General features: G+C 46.3%; 18 protein-coding genes and 2 pseudogenes. 10 read left to right on the forward strand and 10 right to left on the reverse strand.

The genetic code is table 11. From position 1 onward, the window contains the following. A partial coding sequence (locus BP71_RS27605; RefSeq protein WP_496384809.1) for a transposase occupies positions 1-292 on the reverse strand: 292 nt, incomplete at its 3' end. Between the two features lie 181 nt (positions 293-473). Here BP71_RS27605 and BP71_RS27610 point away from each other — a divergent pair. Together BP71_RS27610 and BP71_RS27615 are read left to right on the forward strand one after the other, a co-directional pair. Continuing rightward, positions 474-1,274 carry an SDR family NAD(P)-dependent oxidoreductase gene (locus BP71_RS27610; RefSeq protein ID WP_496384810.1) on the forward strand — a complete coding sequence of 267 codons (801 nt, stop codon included), beginning with the start codon at positions 474-476 and terminating at the stop codon, positions 1,272-1,274. Between the two features lie 4 nt (positions 1,275-1,278). Beyond that, positions 1,279-2,196 (forward strand): helix-turn-helix domain-containing protein, encoded by a 918-nt coding sequence (locus tag BP71_RS27615; protein ID WP_496384811.1) that lies wholly within the window; start codon positions 1,279-1,281, stop codon positions 2,194-2,196. Between the two features lie 68 nt (positions 2,197-2,264). Here the strand turns inward: BP71_RS27615 and BP71_RS27620 are convergent, their stop codons facing one another. From BP71_RS27620 to BP71_RS27635, 4 genes are all read right to left on the reverse strand, one after another. Next, positions 2,265-3,125, reverse strand: coding sequence for an SDR family oxidoreductase (locus BP71_RS27620; RefSeq protein ID WP_496384812.1), 861 nt, complete (start codon positions 3,123-3,125; stop codon positions 2,265-2,267). A 77-nt stretch (positions 3,126-3,202) separates the two neighbouring features. Continuing rightward, the gene (locus BP71_RS27625; RefSeq protein WP_496384814.1) at positions 3,203-3,772 is read right to left on the reverse strand and encodes a Crp/Fnr family transcriptional regulator; all 570 of its coding nucleotides are present in this window, start codon (positions 3,770-3,772) and stop codon (positions 3,203-3,205) included. A gap of 113 nt (positions 3,773-3,885) precedes the next feature. Next, positions 3,886-4,260 carry a DoxX family protein gene (locus tag BP71_RS27630; RefSeq protein WP_496384815.1) on the reverse strand — a complete coding sequence of 125 codons (375 nt, stop codon included), beginning with the start codon at positions 4,258-4,260 and terminating at the stop codon, positions 3,886-3,888. Between the two features lie 12 nt (positions 4,261-4,272). Then, the gene (locus BP71_RS27635) at positions 4,273-4,881 is read right to left on the reverse strand and encodes an FMN-dependent NADH-azoreductase (RefSeq protein WP_496384816.1); all 609 of its coding nucleotides are present in this window, start codon (positions 4,879-4,881) and stop codon (positions 4,273-4,275) included. Between the two features lie 99 nt (positions 4,882-4,980). Here BP71_RS27635 and BP71_RS27640 point away from each other — a divergent pair, with 99 nt between their 5' ends. After that, positions 4,981-5,346 carry a winged helix-turn-helix transcriptional regulator gene (locus BP71_RS27640; protein WP_496384817.1) on the forward strand — a complete coding sequence of 122 codons (366 nt, stop codon included), beginning with the start codon at positions 4,981-4,983 and terminating at the stop codon, positions 5,344-5,346. 145 nt (positions 5,347-5,491) lie between these two features. Here BP71_RS27640 and BP71_RS27645 read toward each other — a convergent pair. The 5 genes and pseudogenes from BP71_RS27645 to BP71_RS27665 form a co-directional block, all read right to left on the reverse strand. Then, a pseudogene (locus BP71_RS27645) lies at positions 5,492-6,398 on the reverse strand (helix-turn-helix domain-containing protein). Between the two features lie 8 nt (positions 6,399-6,406). After that, positions 6,407-6,763 (reverse strand): hypothetical protein, encoded by a 357-nt coding sequence (locus tag BP71_RS27650; RefSeq protein WP_496384818.1) that lies wholly within the window; start codon positions 6,761-6,763, stop codon positions 6,407-6,409. A gap of 3 nt (positions 6,764-6,766) precedes the next feature. After that, positions 6,767-6,964 carry a hypothetical protein gene (locus tag BP71_RS27655; RefSeq protein ID WP_496384819.1) on the reverse strand — a complete coding sequence of 66 codons (198 nt, stop codon included), beginning with the start codon at positions 6,962-6,964 and terminating at the stop codon, positions 6,767-6,769. Between the two features lie 18 nt (positions 6,965-6,982). Beyond that, on the reverse strand, positions 6,983-7,417 hold the full coding sequence (locus BP71_RS27660; RefSeq protein ID WP_496384820.1) for a DUF2147 domain-containing protein: 435 nt from the start codon (positions 7,415-7,417) through the stop codon (positions 6,983-6,985). Continuing rightward, positions 7,414-8,208 (reverse strand): SDR family oxidoreductase, encoded by a 795-nt coding sequence (locus BP71_RS27665; protein ID WP_496384821.1) that lies wholly within the window; start codon positions 8,206-8,208, stop codon positions 7,414-7,416. The genes BP71_RS27660 and BP71_RS27665 overlap by 4 nt, the downstream gene beginning before the upstream one ends. Before the next feature lie 232 nt (positions 8,209-8,440). Between BP71_RS27665 and BP71_RS27670 the strand changes: the two genes are divergently transcribed. The 7 genes and pseudogenes from BP71_RS27670 (at position 8,441) to BP71_RS27700 (ending at position 15,310) form a co-directional block, all read left to right on the forward strand. Beyond that, entirely contained in the window at positions 8,441-10,843 is a 2,403-nt protein-coding gene (locus BP71_RS27670) for a TonB-dependent receptor (protein WP_496384822.1), read from the forward strand. Positions 10,844-10,860: 17 nt separating this feature from the next. Further along, positions 10,861-11,637 carry an SDR family oxidoreductase gene (locus tag BP71_RS27675; RefSeq protein WP_496384823.1) on the forward strand — a complete coding sequence of 259 codons (777 nt, stop codon included), beginning with the start codon at positions 10,861-10,863 and terminating at the stop codon, positions 11,635-11,637. Between the two features lie 46 nt (positions 11,638-11,683). Beyond that, positions 11,684-12,949, forward strand: coding sequence for an MFS transporter (locus BP71_RS27680; RefSeq protein ID WP_496384824.1), 1,266 nt, complete (start codon positions 11,684-11,686; stop codon positions 12,947-12,949). Between the two features lie 49 nt (positions 12,950-12,998). Beyond that, entirely contained in the window at positions 12,999-13,898 is a 900-nt protein-coding gene (locus tag BP71_RS27685; RefSeq protein ID WP_496384825.1) for a helix-turn-helix domain-containing protein, read from the forward strand. Positions 13,899-13,906: 8 nt separating this feature from the next. After that, positions 13,907-14,086: a hypothetical protein gene (locus tag BP71_RS27690; protein ID WP_496384826.1), complete on the forward strand. Its 180-nt coding sequence runs from the start codon at positions 13,907-13,909 to the stop codon at positions 14,084-14,086. Positions 14,087-14,145: 59 nt separating this feature from the next. Further along, positions 14,146-14,724, forward strand: a pseudogene (locus BP71_RS27695) (metallophosphoesterase family protein); the annotation flags it as partial. A gap of 1 nt (position 14,725) precedes the next feature. Continuing rightward, the gene (locus BP71_RS27700) at positions 14,726-15,310 is read left to right on the forward strand and encodes a hypothetical protein (protein ID WP_496384827.1); all 585 of its coding nucleotides are present in this window, start codon (positions 14,726-14,728) and stop codon (positions 15,308-15,310) included. Positions 15,311-15,437: the final 127 nt, after the last annotated feature.

Here is a 15,437-nt window from a genome sequence, read left to right on the forward strand (position 1 = left end):
GACCTAAGGCTTTTTTTAGGATTTCGCGGTCGGTTTTTAGGCGTTCATTTTCAGCCCGTAGTTTAGCAACTTCCGCAGCCAGTTTCGCTGCTTTGTCGTTGCGATCTGCTTCGCTATTCGATTTTGTCTTTTTTGTTGCCATTCTCTTCCAACGATAGAGAAGATTCTCGGCAATTCCAAACGCCTCCGAGATTTCCTTGGCGCTCCTGCCGGAAGCCAGCATTCTGGTCATTTCCTGTTTGAACTCAGCATCGTAGCTTTTGCGAGTTTTTACCGATTTGGGGTCTTTCATTTTGCATCATGTTGTGCAAAAATGTGTGCCGATTTTCGGAGCCACCTCACTCCATTTGATTCTCGGTTAGCTGTTTGGCAAAACCGACGAACCTGCAACAGCCATTTGGTTACAAGTTCCAGCATTATAGCTACAAAATTTAGGCCCCCTGTCAGGACCTTTGTCCTAAAAATAACAGGAAATGAAAACCACATTAATTACCGGGGCGTCAGGGGGCATCGGAGAGGCAGTTGCAAAACACCTGGCCAAAAAAAAGGAGAACCTGACACTGGTCGCCCGAAATGAACCTAAGCTTAGGCTTTTGAGCCAGGAATTATCTAAAAAGTACGATGTGAATGTTGGCTTCATTGCAGCCGATCTCTTCAACCCGCAGGCGCCCGAAGCAATATATCAGGAATGCAGACATCGCGGACTTGAAGTGGGCAGTCTGATCAATAATGCCGGTATCGGGTCAGGTGGTGAATTTGCCGCGGCAGATCTAAAAAGCCTTCAGGATATGTTGCAGCTGAACAATGGCGCGATGGTTAGCCTCACACACCTATTCATGCAGGATATGCTAAAACGGAAAGCCGGAACGATTGTCAACATGGGTTCGCTGATCTCATTTGCGCCGGTGCCCTACATGGCGCTTTATGGGGCGAGCAAGGCGTTCGTCCGCTCTTTTTCTCAGGCTTTATACGAAGAATGCGAGCCTTATGGCGTGCATGTGATGTTTTTTGCACCCGGCCTTACTTCCACTAACTTTATGGAGGCGGCGGCATTAAAAAATGAAACGGGTGACGCTTTGATCGCCGGAGCACCTACCCAAACGGCAGACGAGGTGGCAGAGGAATTTATCAAGGCTTATTATAACAGAAAAAGGTCTGCGGTATCAGGGAGCATTAACCGCCTTGGAGTTAAATTACTCACCCTGATACCCAATTCGGTGATCGCGGCAAGCTCGGCCAGGACTTTTAAAAAACGGACAGGCCAAAAAGGTTAAGAAGATGAAGAATGATGGCAGACCGCATTTACATATCGATTCATTAGCTGAATTACATAAACAGTTAGGTTTCGCCAAACCGAAGCACCCGCTGTTCACTGTTCTGCGGTTCAAAGATTTCCCTGCGATCGAGCTTGAAGACGGTGTGAAGCTCAGTGCAGATTTTTACCAGATCACTTTTAAGAAGGGTTGCTGTAATAAGATCATTTACGGTCAGTCCGAGTTCGATTTCGACGAAGGCGTTCTATCCTTTTTCGCCCCCAAACAAACTTTCATCAAGGATGGTGAAGTGATTCCGCCTGCGGGATTTTTAATAATGATCCATCCCGACTATATCAAGGGGACTTCCTTGCAGACCAAGATCAGATCATACAATTTTTTCGAATATGCGGTGACGGAATCTCTGATCCTGTCCGAGGAGGAAGAAGCATTCATTGAACTTGTCCTCATGCAAATCGAAAAGGAGGCTTTACGACCAATAGACAAGCACAGCCAGGATGTGATCATTTCCAGCCTAGAACTACTGCTGACCTATTCCGATCGCTTTTACACAAGGCAGTTCCTGACGCGTAAACCAAAGTATAGTACCCTTCTGGCCAAATTTGAAAAGTATCTCGACGAGCTGATGCATACAGGCGCCATTCCGGAACATGGCGTGCCGAATGTGACTGCAATAGCGGCCAGCTTCAACCTTACGCCTAAATATTTCAGCGACCTAATCCGGCAGCATACCGGCCGGTCGGCCCAACAGCACATTCATGACAAGCTGATCGAGGCCGCAAAAGAAAAATTATCCGGCACATCATTATCCATTAGTGAAATTGCCTTTCTACTCGGCTTTGAACACTCGCAATCATTCAGCAGGCTTTTTAAATTAAAAACAAACTTTACGCCATCAGCGTATCGCGGTACGTTAAATTGATCCAACTGCTACAAAAGAAAAAACGGCAGTAGCCCGCGCCACTGCCGTTCCCATTAAATTTATTCATCTTAGAATAATTCACCCATCCCGAACACGGTCAATCCTTTGGCAAATTGTTCGGCTACGGCCCGGTTGGCGGCTTCGATGTATTGACCGGTAATGGGGTCAACCACGGTGCGTAATGGCCGGGTGCCTTTTGGCGTGTCGATCAGTTTAACAATGGCGTCGGCCACGTCCTGCGGATTAGGGTTTTTGGCCTGCATCTGTCCGCCCACTGCCGCTACCATTTTGTTGGGTATATCGGCAATGGCGCCATATCCCTCAAATACCCCCTGATCCGATGCAGGATTGTTCTTTTGCTGCATTTCGGTCGGGAAAGCGCCCGGCTCCACGATCGCCACGTCAATGCCTAAACGCTTTACCTCGTAATGCAGGCCCTCGCTTATTCCTTCCAGTGCAAATTTGGAGGCCGCATAAATGGTAGCGAACGGGAACGACACCCGGCCAAAGCCGCTGGTCACGTTGATGATCAGTCCTTCGGCCTGTTTGCGCATGGCGGGGAGTACCTGTTTGATCAGTCGCCAGGGGGCATAAACATTGATATCAAAAGTGGTGTGCACATCGGCGGTGGTAAAGCTCTCTGCCACCCCGCCCATTGCGTAACCGGCGTTGTTCACCAGTACATCGATAGTGCCTTCTTTGGCCAAAATGGTTTCAACGGCCTGCTTCACACTTTCGTCGTCGGTCAGGGTAACGTCCAAAACCGTCACGTTTTCCACGGCTGCAAGGGCCTGGGCTTTATCGGTATTACGGCCCTGGGTATCGCGCATCGTGGCATATACCCGATGCCCTAGAGCGGCTAAACTCTGGGCGGTAAGCCAGCCAAAACCACTATTTGTTCCGGTTACCAATACAATCTTTTTGCTCATCTTTTTTACCTTTAAATGAATAAGCAAAGGTTGAAAACGGCAACAGGAAAATTTTTATCATTTGGTAAAAAGCGCCGCTAACGGATATTTCGGCGTATCCGGCTTAGCGATTGCTGGGTGATGCCCAGGTACGAGGCGACGTAGGAAAGCGGGATGCGGTTGACCAGGTTTGGGAACGCCTCGATGAACGAAAGATAACGCGTGGTGGCATCTTCTGAAACCAGCGGACTGCGCCGTTCCATGGCCAGTGTAAGGCATTTTTTTACCATGTTGGCCTTCATCATTTCCCAGCCCACAATGGTATCGGATATCTGGTCCCAGTTCTTCTTGTTGAAAACAAGTACTTTACAATCGGTAACAGCCTGTACATATTCGGAGGCCACCATCTGCGATTCAAACTTTTGGTTGTCGACTACAAAGTTGCCTTCGTCCACAAAGTAATTGGTGATTTCCTCCCCCTTGTTGTTATAATAGCAAAAGCGGAACACACCTTCCAACACGAACGCCACATACCGAGGCACCTTCCCGGCTTCCGACAGGTAGTCGTCTTTTTTGAATTCGAGCATTTCTACCTTGCTAAGCAAAAACTCGATCTGCTGTTTGTTCAGGTCACCAAATTGCAGGATAAGATTTATCAGTGCTTCCATCACTTAAAAATAGTACACATCGCGGAGCATCCATTTATCATATGGTAAAAAATGAGACGATTCAGGCCCATAACCAAATAAAACGGAAGGCATAAGGATTGCCCCAATTGCAATCATTCAGCTTTGTTACCGACCTCCCGTAGTTTTTGGTTCGTTATATAAGACACAACGAGTATAATCAGGACAATAAGCGGATTAATGAGAACGGAAGCCGGGTCACCAACAGCAACGTGTGCAATGAACGCCGATACGAAACTAATTGATAAACCGATGTAAGCGACTTCTTTCGCTAAACGAAAAGGTAACCAAAGCGCAATCGCGGCAAGGCCTTTCGCAATTCCTAATTCTATCCTGAAATAGTCGGGAAAACCCAAATGCTGAAACCCCACTTTTACTTCAGGATTTGTCAAATAAGCATATGCTGATAATGCCATTGCCAACGATAGCAGCCCTGTCGCAACGTAATAAGCAATTTTCATTTTTTTCATAAGACCAGTTTTTTAATCAATTACAACACTTTCAAGACCTTTTTGTAATGCGGTTTCCTGAAGACCTGGAATTCTTTGTCCTTCCACACGAAATGTAGTAATGTCAGTAATGCCCAGAAAGCCGAGTATGAATTTCAGATACGGACTGACGAAATCAAATGACTGCATGACGCCTTCGGAATACACACCGCTTGAAGCGATTGCGATATATGCTTTTTTGTTTTTCAAAAGACCTTCGGGTTTTCCGTCCTCTTTATAGCTAAAAGTTATCCCCGGTCTTGCAATGTGATCTAAATATGCTTTCAATGTGGACGTTATTGCGAAATTGTAGAATGGCCCACCGAAGACATAGATATCCGCTTCTTGCATTTCCGCAATAGCTTCATTTGAAATTTTGATCGCTTTTATTTGTTCAGGTGTGTGATTTTCGACAGGCGTAAACCACGAGCCAATTTGCATTCCATCTAAATGTGGAAAGGCTTCTTTTGCCAAATCTCTTTCTTTGACAATACTGTTAGGGTATTTCGCTTGAATTTTCTCAATGATTACGTTACCAAATTGTTTGCTTACCGAAGCCTCACCTCGTGGGCTTGTCATAATATGTAGTACTTTTTTGCTCATTATTTTTTGATTTAATGACGCAAAATTACCTATGTTTGCTAACCAAATGTTAGTAGTAAACAAAAGGTTAGTACTAACATTTGGGTTACCTGATAAAATATGAAAGAGGGAACACTGTACTCAGAAGCGCAATGCACTAAGCACATCAACGGAGTTGAAGATGCTTTGTATGTGGTGGGCGGTAAATGGAAATTGCGAATTGTTATTGCATTAGTTAGCGGACACACTCGGTTCAACGAATTGCAGCGAACAGTCAACGGCATTTCGGCAAGAGTGCTTTCAAATGAATTAAAGCAACTAGAAGTAAATGGATTGCTACAACGAGTGGTGCAAGCAGACCAAACGCCCGTCGTGGTAGAATATGTTCCTACGGAATATGCCAAATCGCTCAAGGACGTTTTTGCTGTACTAGCAGACTGGGGACAAAAGCATAAAAAGAAAATACTGCTTAACGATAAGGCTTAGTTTGACAGACAACCGTCTGATACTACCGTAACGGTTACCAAACAGACATACTAACATGTCGTTGGAGAGAGTAGCCGAGCGCGAAAAGTCATCCACCTGTTAGCAGTTAGCACTCCTGGTATCACCGAGAGCTGGCTCGAACATTTCAGTTGAAGGACTGCCGGAAATCCAATGGGCTTTGGTTGGTCTTGCTTTTAAATAATTTGTTGAAGGACTGAGGATGCTCGAAACCCAGTTGGTAGGCGATCTCGCTGACGGACAACCTCGTGGTAGATAATTTTTCTTTTGCCTTCGATCAGTTTCTCGTGGATGATCTGCTGCATCGTCTGGCCGGTCAGTTGTTTCAGCAGGCTACTTAAATACTTGGAGGATATATTCAAAGCATCGGCAAAGTATCCAACGGTTGGCAGTCCTTCGGAAAGCAGGGCTTCGTTGTTTAAGTAGGTAGTTAAGAGCTCTTCCACCCGGTTTAGGACCTGGTGGTTGGTGATCTTTCGGGTGATGAACTGACGCTGGTAAAAACGTTCGGCGTATTTTAACAAGGTTTCCAGGTGCGAGATAATAATGTCCTGGCTGAAATTGTCCATATTGGAATAATATTCAGCTTTAATATTTCTAACCAGGTCATTGATTAGTATTTCTTCCTTGTCTGAGAGGAATAGCGCTTCATTGGTGGCATAACTAAAGTATTCGTACCGCTTGATCTTGGTAGCAAGCGATGTGTTCCAAAGAAAGTCGGGGTGTACGAAAAGCATCCAGCCATCCAGGTCCAAAGGTACACCGTTCTCTTCACCGCGCAGGATCTGGCCGGGAGACAAAAAGGCCATAAGCCCTTCGTCAAAGTCGTATTTCTGTTGCCCGTAATGCAAGCCGTCACACCCTCTTTTCATGGATATTACATACAAATCGAAAAGGACCGCCTCTATACCTGTATCGTTTCTCAGGCCTTTCAGGTCAACGATGCTGATCAGCGGGTGATGGGGTTTGGGGAGCCCCATCAAACGGTGTATCTCGGTTATAGAGCTGATCCGGTAGGGTTTACTGCTTGCCATACTACGGGTTATTTAAATTTAAACGGATATTTGAACCAAATCATAACTAATGGCATGGCTAAAAATGGGATCTCTATCAACGCCATGCGGTAATCTCCCGCTCGCAGCGCCAGTCCCATGATCATAACAATTAGGACCGCATTGAGCATATTGCCCAGGAAAAAGGTGGCAGGGATGAGCAAAAGTACGCCGACCGCTATGGCAACACAAGCCAAATATGGAATGTACGTTTCGCTGATCCCTAAACTTTCCATCATCTTAACGGACTCCGGATTGTTTTTGTAATGCAGGGTATCCCAGGCATGTTTGAAACTGAGCGTTACCGAAACGAGTAGCAGCACTGCGGAAACAATGTTTTTGATCATGGTTTAATTAAGGATAAAAGTCTTCATGATGTAACCTCCAAGCACCGCAATCGGCACGCCGATCATTGCGCTTGTTAAAGCACTTTTGGCCTTATTCGGATGTGTCTTTCTGTGCCTGAAATAAAGGAAAAAGCCTATTGGGGGAAGGGCATTGGAAACGAGCAGCCAAAACCTGGACAGATGGTCTTTATTATCTTTCATGAGCGTTGTTTTTATAATTTACTGAACTCTTTTCCATCTAAAGGATTTGCCCACCAGTGGAATCCCCTTGTAGCCGCGGGTTTCAAGATCATTAGGTCCTTTGAGCTCACCTTTGAAACCATAAGTATTTCCACCCTCTACGCTATACAACTTAACGTCCACATATTCGCCGTCCTCATAGACAAGACTGGTGATATGCGTAAGGCCTTGCAAGGACCTGCTCTGGAGTTTTTCGTTGGGGTTTTTAGCATCCTTCTTTGGCGTTTTACCATCTACTTCGAACATCTCTTTTGACCACAAGAGCTTGGCCGAGTAAGAGGTGCCCGCTCTGAACACCTCGATCTTGTAATCGTCACATTGCCAGATACCTATGATGCGATCCGCAGGTTGTTTCTGTGCGAAAGATGGCAGTGACAATAGCAGCGCAAACACTGCCAATATTGATTTTTTCATAGCTGGTTAATTATTGTTTTATTGAGTTGTTTAAACTTTTCAAATTCCTTGTGCCCTAACTTCATCAATTGATTAGGTATGAGCCTACTTAAAAATTTGATCACACCCACCAGCAGTGGCTTGATCTCGGGCGTATCGTTCAGCAGTCCTTGGATGGCTACACCGACCAGTTTATCCACATCCATCATTTGACTTGGATTAGGTGGCAGCACCCAATCATTCTGAAGATTGGTATTCACGCCCGGCGGGACCAGCTCGAATACCTTGACATTGGTTTTGTCCAGTTGCAGGCGCAATGCCTGCGTATAAGCATGAACGCCCGCTTTTGAAGCGCTGTAAACCGGGGCGGTGGAGTAGGGCATAAAAGCAATGGCGGAGGAGACATTCACAACTGCCGCAGAAGGCCTGCTGATCAGGTGCGGCAAAAATTGATGAGCTATCCGGATCGTTCCCGTAAGATTGATATCGATCTCACGGGTTATGTTTTCCAGGTCCTTACTGGCGTCCTGAACGTCAAGCAACCGCATTTCACCTGCATTGTTAACGATCATATTCAGATCAGGGAATTGTTGCGTCACCTCCTTATAGAGGCGCTCAATATCTTGCGGATCGCTTACGTCGCTCTGAAAGACGTGTACCTGGGGGAAACGCCTTTTCGTCTCATTCAAGGCCTCTTGTTTACGTCCTGTAACAATGATTGTTGATCCTTGCTCGGTAAGTTGCTTAACCAATTCCAAACCTATACCGCTGGTTCCTCCTGTAATGAGGATGGTGCTATTCTTTAAGTCCATATTTTTTCTCGCTGTTGTTGATGCAAAGTTCAGCCAATGTCAATTAGCAGATGTATCCAAAAGTCACGAAGTTGTAGTAAAAAGGAAGATCAGGAGCTTCTGTGGCAGTATGTGCACCTGATGGAAACAATAGGCTTTCAGATCATATTCCTTTTGGCTACATCAAAAGGCGTTTAGGCTACTTCCGCTTTTTATTCCTGCTGCAATTTTGCATAAACGAAATCAGGATAAAATGAAACAAAGAAGCAAGATGAAGACCTATGTACTGACCCTACTTTTCAGTATGGCTAGCTTGGCGTCATTCGCACAGGCGACGGGAAATTTCAAAGGAAAAATTTTGGATCAGTCCACTAAACAGCCTGTTGTGGGCGCCACTGTGCAAATCGATCATTCACAGTTCGGGGCGATCACCGACACATCGGGGATATTCACGGTAAATAATATTCCTGCCGGAACTTATGCGGTCACAGTCTCTTATATTGGTTTTCAGACCAAGAACATCAGTGAAGTAATGATCACACCGGGTAAAACCTATTATTCCGAATTAGAAATTCTGGAAGCGGTAGCGAACTTAAACGAGGCGACGGTCCGTGCATTTAAGGGAGAAAACAATCTTTTGACACCAGTCTCCACTTTTTCCTATTCGAGGGAAGAAATTTTCAGAAATCCGGGTGCTCAGGGCGATATCATGCGGGCTTTGGGAAGCCTGCCAGGCGTGGTAAGCAGCGGGGCACAATTTTCTGCCATTGCCGCAAGGGGACAGGGGACTCAGGACAACGTTTACATGGTCGATGATATACCGATGTTCAACTTGTCCCATTTGGAAGCGGAGGGTTTCAACTCGGGCTTTAACGATCCCAATGGCGGGCGGTTCAGCATTTTTGCACCGCGGATTATCGACAACGTACAATTCCAGAATGGTGGTTTTGACGCGGTATATGGCCGGAAATCTTCGTCCTATCTTGCGCTTGGCATCAAGGAAGGTAATAAAGAAACCTGGTCATTTGCGGGACAGTTTGATTTGCTGGGGGCGACTTTAATTGCCGATGGCCCGGTCTCTAAAAAGACAAGTATGTTCGCTTCGGGAAGGTATCAGAATTTTGCAGTGTTGCAAAGGGTGTTGGATCAGCAAAATCCTGTCAGCATCGGCTTTGGCGATTATTTGGTCAAAACGACAACAGAGCTCAATGCAAAAAATAAACTTTCATTTATTGCCATGTATAATCCGGAAAGGCCACGCTGGAGCATTGATGATGTCGATCCAAACTACAATATCAATGATGACAACAGTGGCGGCACCATGCTCTTTAATCATAGGGGTAGCAAAGCGCTGGTCGGGTTGAATCTGAGGACTCTGATCGATAGCAAAGGTTACCTCAGGAACGTCCTGTACTTCCGTTCATCGACGGTGGACAACAACTTCGGCAATTTTACGCCATCATTGGATGAAGAAGGCATGGTCTTAGACCCAAGATATGGCAGATACGAAGACGATCTCAGGCGGATCAAAAACAACCAGGCAGAAGTGGGTTACCGCTCGGTTTATACTAAACGCTTCAATAAAGTCACTTTTACCGCCGGGATTGATGCGGCTATGGTGAACCTGGATTATGATAGGACCCTGAAACGTGTAGATACGGTCTATACTTTCCGCCGTACGGATCCAAGACCAAGCCCCGGCCAATATTATCAGATTCTGAACCCGTCCCAATACAATTCCAGCTTTGATAACAGTGCCTTCAACGGTTCGAGCTACGTCGCGGTATCATGGAAAATTGCTAATGGTTTTACCCTGAACCCAAGCATTCGCTATGATTACACAGGTTTCACCGAGCAGCATACCGTTTCGCCAAGAATAAGCGGCAGTATTCTGTTGGGTGATAAACAGAGCGTCAATTTTGCTTCCGGTGTCTATTTTCAGGATGCTGCTTTTTCCGACCTGGCAGGGCAAAGCGCCGCCAACAAGCTGAAAAATGAGCGGACCTTTCAAAACATTTTAGGCTATAAATACCAGTTTTCAGGCGATCTGAAACTGGTCGTGGAAGGTTGGCATAAACAGTTCGACGATGTGGTTGTCCAGCCTAACCGGGTGCAGAGCTACCTCAATAATAACGGTACCGGCTACGCATACGGCGCTGACCTGAGCCTTACCAAACGACTTTCACAAAGCTGGTACGGTACCCTCAGTTATTCATATATGGAAAGCAAAAGAAATGACAACAACGGCTTGGGTGAATATGATTACACTTTTAGCATACCACACAACCTTTCCTTACTGGGCAGCTACAAGCCTAACAATAAATGGATCTTTTCGGGTAAATTCCGCTACAGTACCGGCCGCCCTGCCGATGTCTCTACCCTTCACTCCAATGTGCTCGGCAATCCCAATATGCTGCGTTATTCGCAGGAAATCACTGAGATCAATGGCAGAAGATTGCCTGATTATGTCAGCCTGGACGTCCGCGTGGATTACAATGTGCCTTTGAAAAAAGGAATGTTCTCTGCCTTTGTAGACCTGGCCAACATCAACAACCAGTTTAATGTAAATACAGAGGTGTTCATTCCTAATACCGGAAACGTGTACAGGGCCGGCCTGGGGATGTTTCCAACTTTTGGGGTAAGGGTTGAACTATAAAAAACAATTGAACATCAATGGACTTATTTGGTAATACCATCCTGATCACAGGCGGAACCAGCGGTTTTGGTCTTGAATTTGCAAAAAGATTTTTAGAGCTGGGCAATACGGTGATCATAACCGGAAGAAACATGGCCAGATTAGAGGAAACAAAAAAACAGTTTCCCGGGGTGCAAATCTTTCAAAGTGATGTTTCCGATATAGCGCATATTGGGAACCTATTCCGCCAAGTGACTCAACGGTTTCCCGAGTTAAACATCCTTATCAACAACGCCGGCGAAATGCGGAAGATAAGCTTGAACCAGCCTCATGAGCTCGCTGATCTCACCCGGGAGATAGACATCAACCTGTCAGGGGCGATACATTTGGTACAGCAGTTTTTGCCGCATTTAAAGACCCGGAAAAGGGCTGCCATCATAAATGTAACTTCGGGTATTGCGCTAATGACGTTTCCGATCTCGCCGATTTACAGAGCCAGCAAGGCGGGCCTCAGGGCTTACACAAAGGCGCTCAGGGTGCAGCTCAGGCATACCGGGATAAAGGTGATCGAGTTGGTCGCACCTGGTTCGAATACACCGCTGAACGAAAAATTTACAACCGACCCGGCCGTGAATGCAAGTGCCTTGATGTCACCTGATAAAATTGTGGATGCGGCCATCAAAGGGATAAAAGACGATCGGGATGAAGTTTACCCGGGCTTATCGAAGCTCATTCGGGTGATGAGCAGGATTGCGCCCCGCTTTTTGTTAGAACAGGCAAGTAAAGCGGGCAAGGAATTCTATTCCGCCAATTAAAGAAAGAGACAAAAAAGGTGGGCAAAAAAACGCATAAATTGATCTTATGATGAACATTGGTGAGATTGCCAGCAATGATGCATATCTACGTGGTTGGAAAAAAGCCACCTTTTTAACCACCTTGCTATTGGTAAGTATTGTCAGCCAGGTCGATAGGATTTTGCCGTTCATTTTGGCGGAATCGATCAAAGGGGATCTGGGCCTTAGCGATACGCAGCTCGGGATGGTGACCGGCCTTGCATTCGCTATGTGTTACACGCTTGCCGCTTTGCCCCTGGCCCGCATCTCTGACAGGGGCGGTGCAAAAAATGTACTGGTTTGTTGTATCGTGATTTGGACGGTTATGACCGCCTTGGCCGGGCTGGCTAATAGCTTCCTGATATTGGTGTTGTTGCGCATTGGGGTAGCCCTGGGAGAGGCGGGGAGTACACCTGCCAGTCATTTTCTTATTGGCCAAAGAATTCCTGATTTGTTTCGGGGCAGGGCGATTGGGTTGTACTCCATGGGAATTCCCTTGGGCACTATGCTTGGATTTGCCCTGGGAGGGTGGGCTGGAGACCATATTGGCTGGCGTAGCGCATTTTTTACGGCAGGTGCCTTTGGGTTGGTTTTAGCCTTATCGGTCATGCTGTTTGTGCCTGGAAACGGAGCATCAGCATTGAAAACGGCAGAACCCGATGGGTTTCTCGCTGCAGGCAAAAAGTTATTGATGAAACCCGCTTTCCTATGGCTATTTGCGGCAGCTAATCTGCTGGGTTTTGCGTCCGCGCCATTCTATGTTTTCAGCGCTCCATTCCTGATAAGAACTTACGGGCTGACGGCAAGTGAAGTAGGGCTCAGGTTTGGGTTGATACAGGGGCTACTTGGCATCGCAGCAACGCTGCTGGGTGGAAGGTTTTTCGACCGGGCAATTGCCAAACATTCTAGGTATTTGTTGGGGCCACCAGCTGTCCTGATCATAATTGCTGCTTTCTGTACTGTTGCGGCCTTGTTTATGCCTACAAGCAATTTGGCCATCGCGTTACTGGTGCCAGGTATGTTTTCTTTTGCCTTTTTGTTGCCTTACGCATTTGGCAGCGGCCATTTGGTGGCTGGAAATGACAATAAAGCATTGTCCACGGGTTTGCTTTTGTTTGGGTCCAGTCTTTTGGGCCCGTCGCTGGCGCCCGTGTTGGTGGGTTTTATCAGTGATTTTGCTACGGCTTCACACGCAGGCAATGGGCTCAGATGGGGATTGTTGATCGGCCCGATGGCAAGTGTGCTTTGTGCGGGTGCTTTATTTATCGCAAACAAAAAAATAGGCGTCACTTAATCGATCACTCATTGTGATTAATATCCTTCAAGTTCTAACAAAAAATACGATGAATACACCGATTAGAATAAGTTCCATCTCTCAGGCCCATAAAATGCAGGGGTTCGCGCCGCCGCCGCATCCCATGATCAGCATTATTGAATGTGGCCAGCTGAAAGGAAGTCCCGGCATGAGCGTCGTGCTGGATTTTTATATGATTTCGATCAAACGGAATTGCAACAACCTGATGTATGGGCAGCAGAAATACGATTTTGACGAGGGCTTTATGGCCTTTGTGGGACCCAACCAGATTTTAAGCGGGCAACAGCATGAACCTGGATATGAACCCAAGGGATGGATGCTGTTTGTGCACCCGGATTTCTTCTGGGGAACACCGCTTGCCAAAAAGATCAAGCAGTACGAGTTTTTTAATTACTCGGTAAAGGAGGCCCTGTTTTTGTCCGACAAAGAGGAAAAGGTGATCAATGATATCGTTGCAAATATTATCCATGAATGCAACGGGAATATCGACGGGTTCACCCAGAACATCATCGTATCGCACCTGGAGACCTTGCTCAATTACTCTGAACGCTTTTATCAGCGACAGTTCATCACCCGGAAGATCACCAATCACCAGATCCTTGACCGGCTGAATGATCTATTGAACAATTATTTTGATAGCGATGACCTGGTAACCAACGGCTTGCCGTCGGTAGAGTTTATTTCAGAGGCGCTCCACGTTTCACCAGGATATCTGAGGAGTTTGCTTAAAACGCTGACCGGACAAAGCACGCAGCAGCACATTCACGAAAAGCTGATCGCCAAAGCCAAGGAAAAACTATCTACGACCAGCTTGTCGGTCAGCGAGATTGCCTATGGCCTGGGCTTTGAGCACCCGCAATCATTCAACAAACTTTTTAAGACCAAAACCAAGGTTTCTCCTTTGGAATTCAGGGCTTCGTTCAACTGAGACTTTGGATGAGACGTCAATGTGAATTACAGATTGAATTTCTATGTGGGATCTTTCTGCTTTTGCTGCTGACGGGCTGCGGCAACTTCGAATTTAGTCCCAACCAGGTCAGTGACAAGAACTCGCCCAGAGACCTGAATTCGAAAAATCTGACCAAGCTCTTTCAACCCCGACCGACGATACGGTAACTGTTGTTTTTGTCGGGGATTCGCAGCGCTGGTATGATCAGCTCGACCGGTTTGTAGAAAAGGTAAATACACTGGATGATGTCGACTTGGTTCTCCTTGCAGGCGACATCTCGGATTTCGGCCTTTTGCAGGAATTTGAGTGGGTGGTTGACCGGCTGGGGCATTTGAAAAAACCGTACATAGGCGTAGTCGGGAACCACGACTTGATTGCGAATGGGGAAGAAGTATTCACGAGAATGTTTGGGCCTACTGATTTCTCATTCGTATATGACAGCGTCAAATTTATCTGTCATAACACAAACAGTCTGGAATACTCAAATCGTAAGGTGCCCGACATGAACTGGCTTTCCCAAGAATTGTCCGGTACGCAAGATGCTGCGTATATAGTGACCGTCTCCCATGTTCCGCCTTTCAGCCCGCTGGAATTTGATCTTGAGCTCGCTGAATCGTACCCATTATTATTAAGCCAAACACCAAAAATGCTGCTGTCTCTTCATGGGCACGTTCACCAGCATCTGGATTTTTACCCATTTGAGGATGGTGTCAGGTATATGACCAGCTATGCTTTTAACCAAAATGCTTTTGTACTGCTTAAAATAGTAAACGGAAAAGTCTTCAAATCGATAGTGAGATACTAGAATGAAACCGAAAGTATGGGTAATGCTTGCGCTGCTGATCGGATCAGCAGAACTGAATTGCTATGCGCAATTTCTGAAAAACTTAGTACCTGATCACTTGGGGGTTCAATATGCAGGGAGCATCGGGTGGGTCAGTGTGGGCACCGGTTACGACTTATTTCGCAGCCGGATACGGACCGGCTTGCACTACGGGTATGTGCCCAAAGATTTTGGTGGGGAGTTGCACATACTTTCCGCCTCGGTGTATTATCAGCCCTTGAAGATAAAGATCAGCAGAACCGCTGCTGTTCATCCGATGGATACTGGAATAAAAGCGGCCTACCATTTTGGCGACCAGTTCTACCTTAACTGGCCCGAACGATTTCCCCGGGGCTATTATTGGTGGAAGTCAGCACTCCGGCTTCATTTGGCGATAGGGGCCTCTGTTACCCGTGAATTAAAAAACGCAGGTAGCGTAAAAGCGGTAACCGGGTATGTCGAGTTAAATACCAATGATCTGTATCTGGTCAGCTATGTGCTCAATCCAACCGTACTGACAATCACAGATATTATCAAGGTAGGATGCGGAATCAGAATCCAATTTTAAAGCCATCCGTTTTGGCTACAACAAAAGGTGTTTAAACTAATTACGCCAATTCTACATACAGCAATTTTGTATCGTTCCCGCGATCGATGAAGTTGAAAAAAATGCGACCATGCAGACCTTCTTGCCA

The sequence above is a fragment of the Dyadobacter ginsengisoli DSM 21015 genome, assembly GCF_059568735.1.

What these genes read in the sequence shown, in the direction of transcription:
- BP71_RS27655 (WP_496384819.1), bottom strand. Translation starts at nt 6,964, where the DNA reads ATGAAAGATAATAAAGACCATCTGTCCAGGTTTTGGCTGCTCGTTTCC.
- BP71_RS27650 (WP_496384818.1), bottom strand. Translation starts at nt 6,763, where the DNA reads ATGATCAAAAACATTGTTTCCGCAGTGCTGCTACTCGTTTCGGTAACG.
- BP71_RS27700 (WP_496384827.1), top strand. Translation starts at nt 14,726, where the DNA reads ATGAAACCGAAAGTATGGGTAATGCTTGCGCTGCTGATCGGATCAGCA.
- BP71_RS27615 (WP_496384811.1), top strand. Translation starts at nt 1,279, where the DNA reads ATGAAGAATGATGGCAGACCGCATTTACATATCGATTCATTAGCTGAA.
- BP71_RS27660 (WP_496384820.1), bottom strand. Translation starts at nt 7,417, where the DNA reads ATGAAAAAATCAATATTGGCAGTGTTTGCGCTGCTATTGTCACTGCCA.
- BP71_RS27665 (WP_496384821.1), bottom strand. Translation starts at nt 8,208, where the DNA reads ATGGACTTAAAGAATAGCACCATCCTCATTACAGGAGGAACCAGCGGT.
- BP71_RS27640 (WP_496384817.1), top strand. Translation starts at nt 4,981, where the DNA reads ATGAAAGAGGGAACACTGTACTCAGAAGCGCAATGCACTAAGCACATC.
- BP71_RS27670 (WP_496384822.1), top strand. Translation starts at nt 8,441, where the DNA reads ATGAAACAAAGAAGCAAGATGAAGACCTATGTACTGACCCTACTTTTC.
- BP71_RS27680 (WP_496384824.1), top strand. Translation starts at nt 11,684, where the DNA reads ATGATGAACATTGGTGAGATTGCCAGCAATGATGCATATCTACGTGGT.
- BP71_RS27675 (WP_496384823.1), top strand. Translation starts at nt 10,861, where the DNA reads ATGGACTTATTTGGTAATACCATCCTGATCACAGGCGGAACCAGCGGT.
- BP71_RS27690 (WP_496384826.1), top strand. Translation starts at nt 13,907, where the DNA reads ATGAGACGTCAATGTGAATTACAGATTGAATTTCTATGTGGGATCTTT.
- BP71_RS27685 (WP_496384825.1), top strand. Translation starts at nt 12,999, where the DNA reads ATGAATACACCGATTAGAATAAGTTCCATCTCTCAGGCCCATAAAATG.
- BP71_RS27630 (WP_496384815.1), bottom strand. Translation starts at nt 4,260, where the DNA reads ATGAAAAAAATGAAAATTGCTTATTACGTTGCGACAGGGCTGCTATCG.
- BP71_RS27635 (WP_496384816.1), bottom strand. Translation starts at nt 4,881, where the DNA reads ATGAGCAAAAAAGTACTACATATTATGACAAGCCCACGAGGTGAGGCT.
- BP71_RS27625 (WP_496384814.1), bottom strand. Translation starts at nt 3,772, where the DNA reads ATGGAAGCACTGATAAATCTTATCCTGCAATTTGGTGACCTGAACAAA.
- BP71_RS27620 (WP_496384812.1), bottom strand. Translation starts at nt 3,125, where the DNA reads ATGAGCAAAAAGATTGTATTGGTAACCGGAACAAATAGTGGTTTTGGC.
- BP71_RS27610 (WP_496384810.1), top strand. Translation starts at nt 474, where the DNA reads ATGAAAACCACATTAATTACCGGGGCGTCAGGGGGCATCGGAGAGGCA.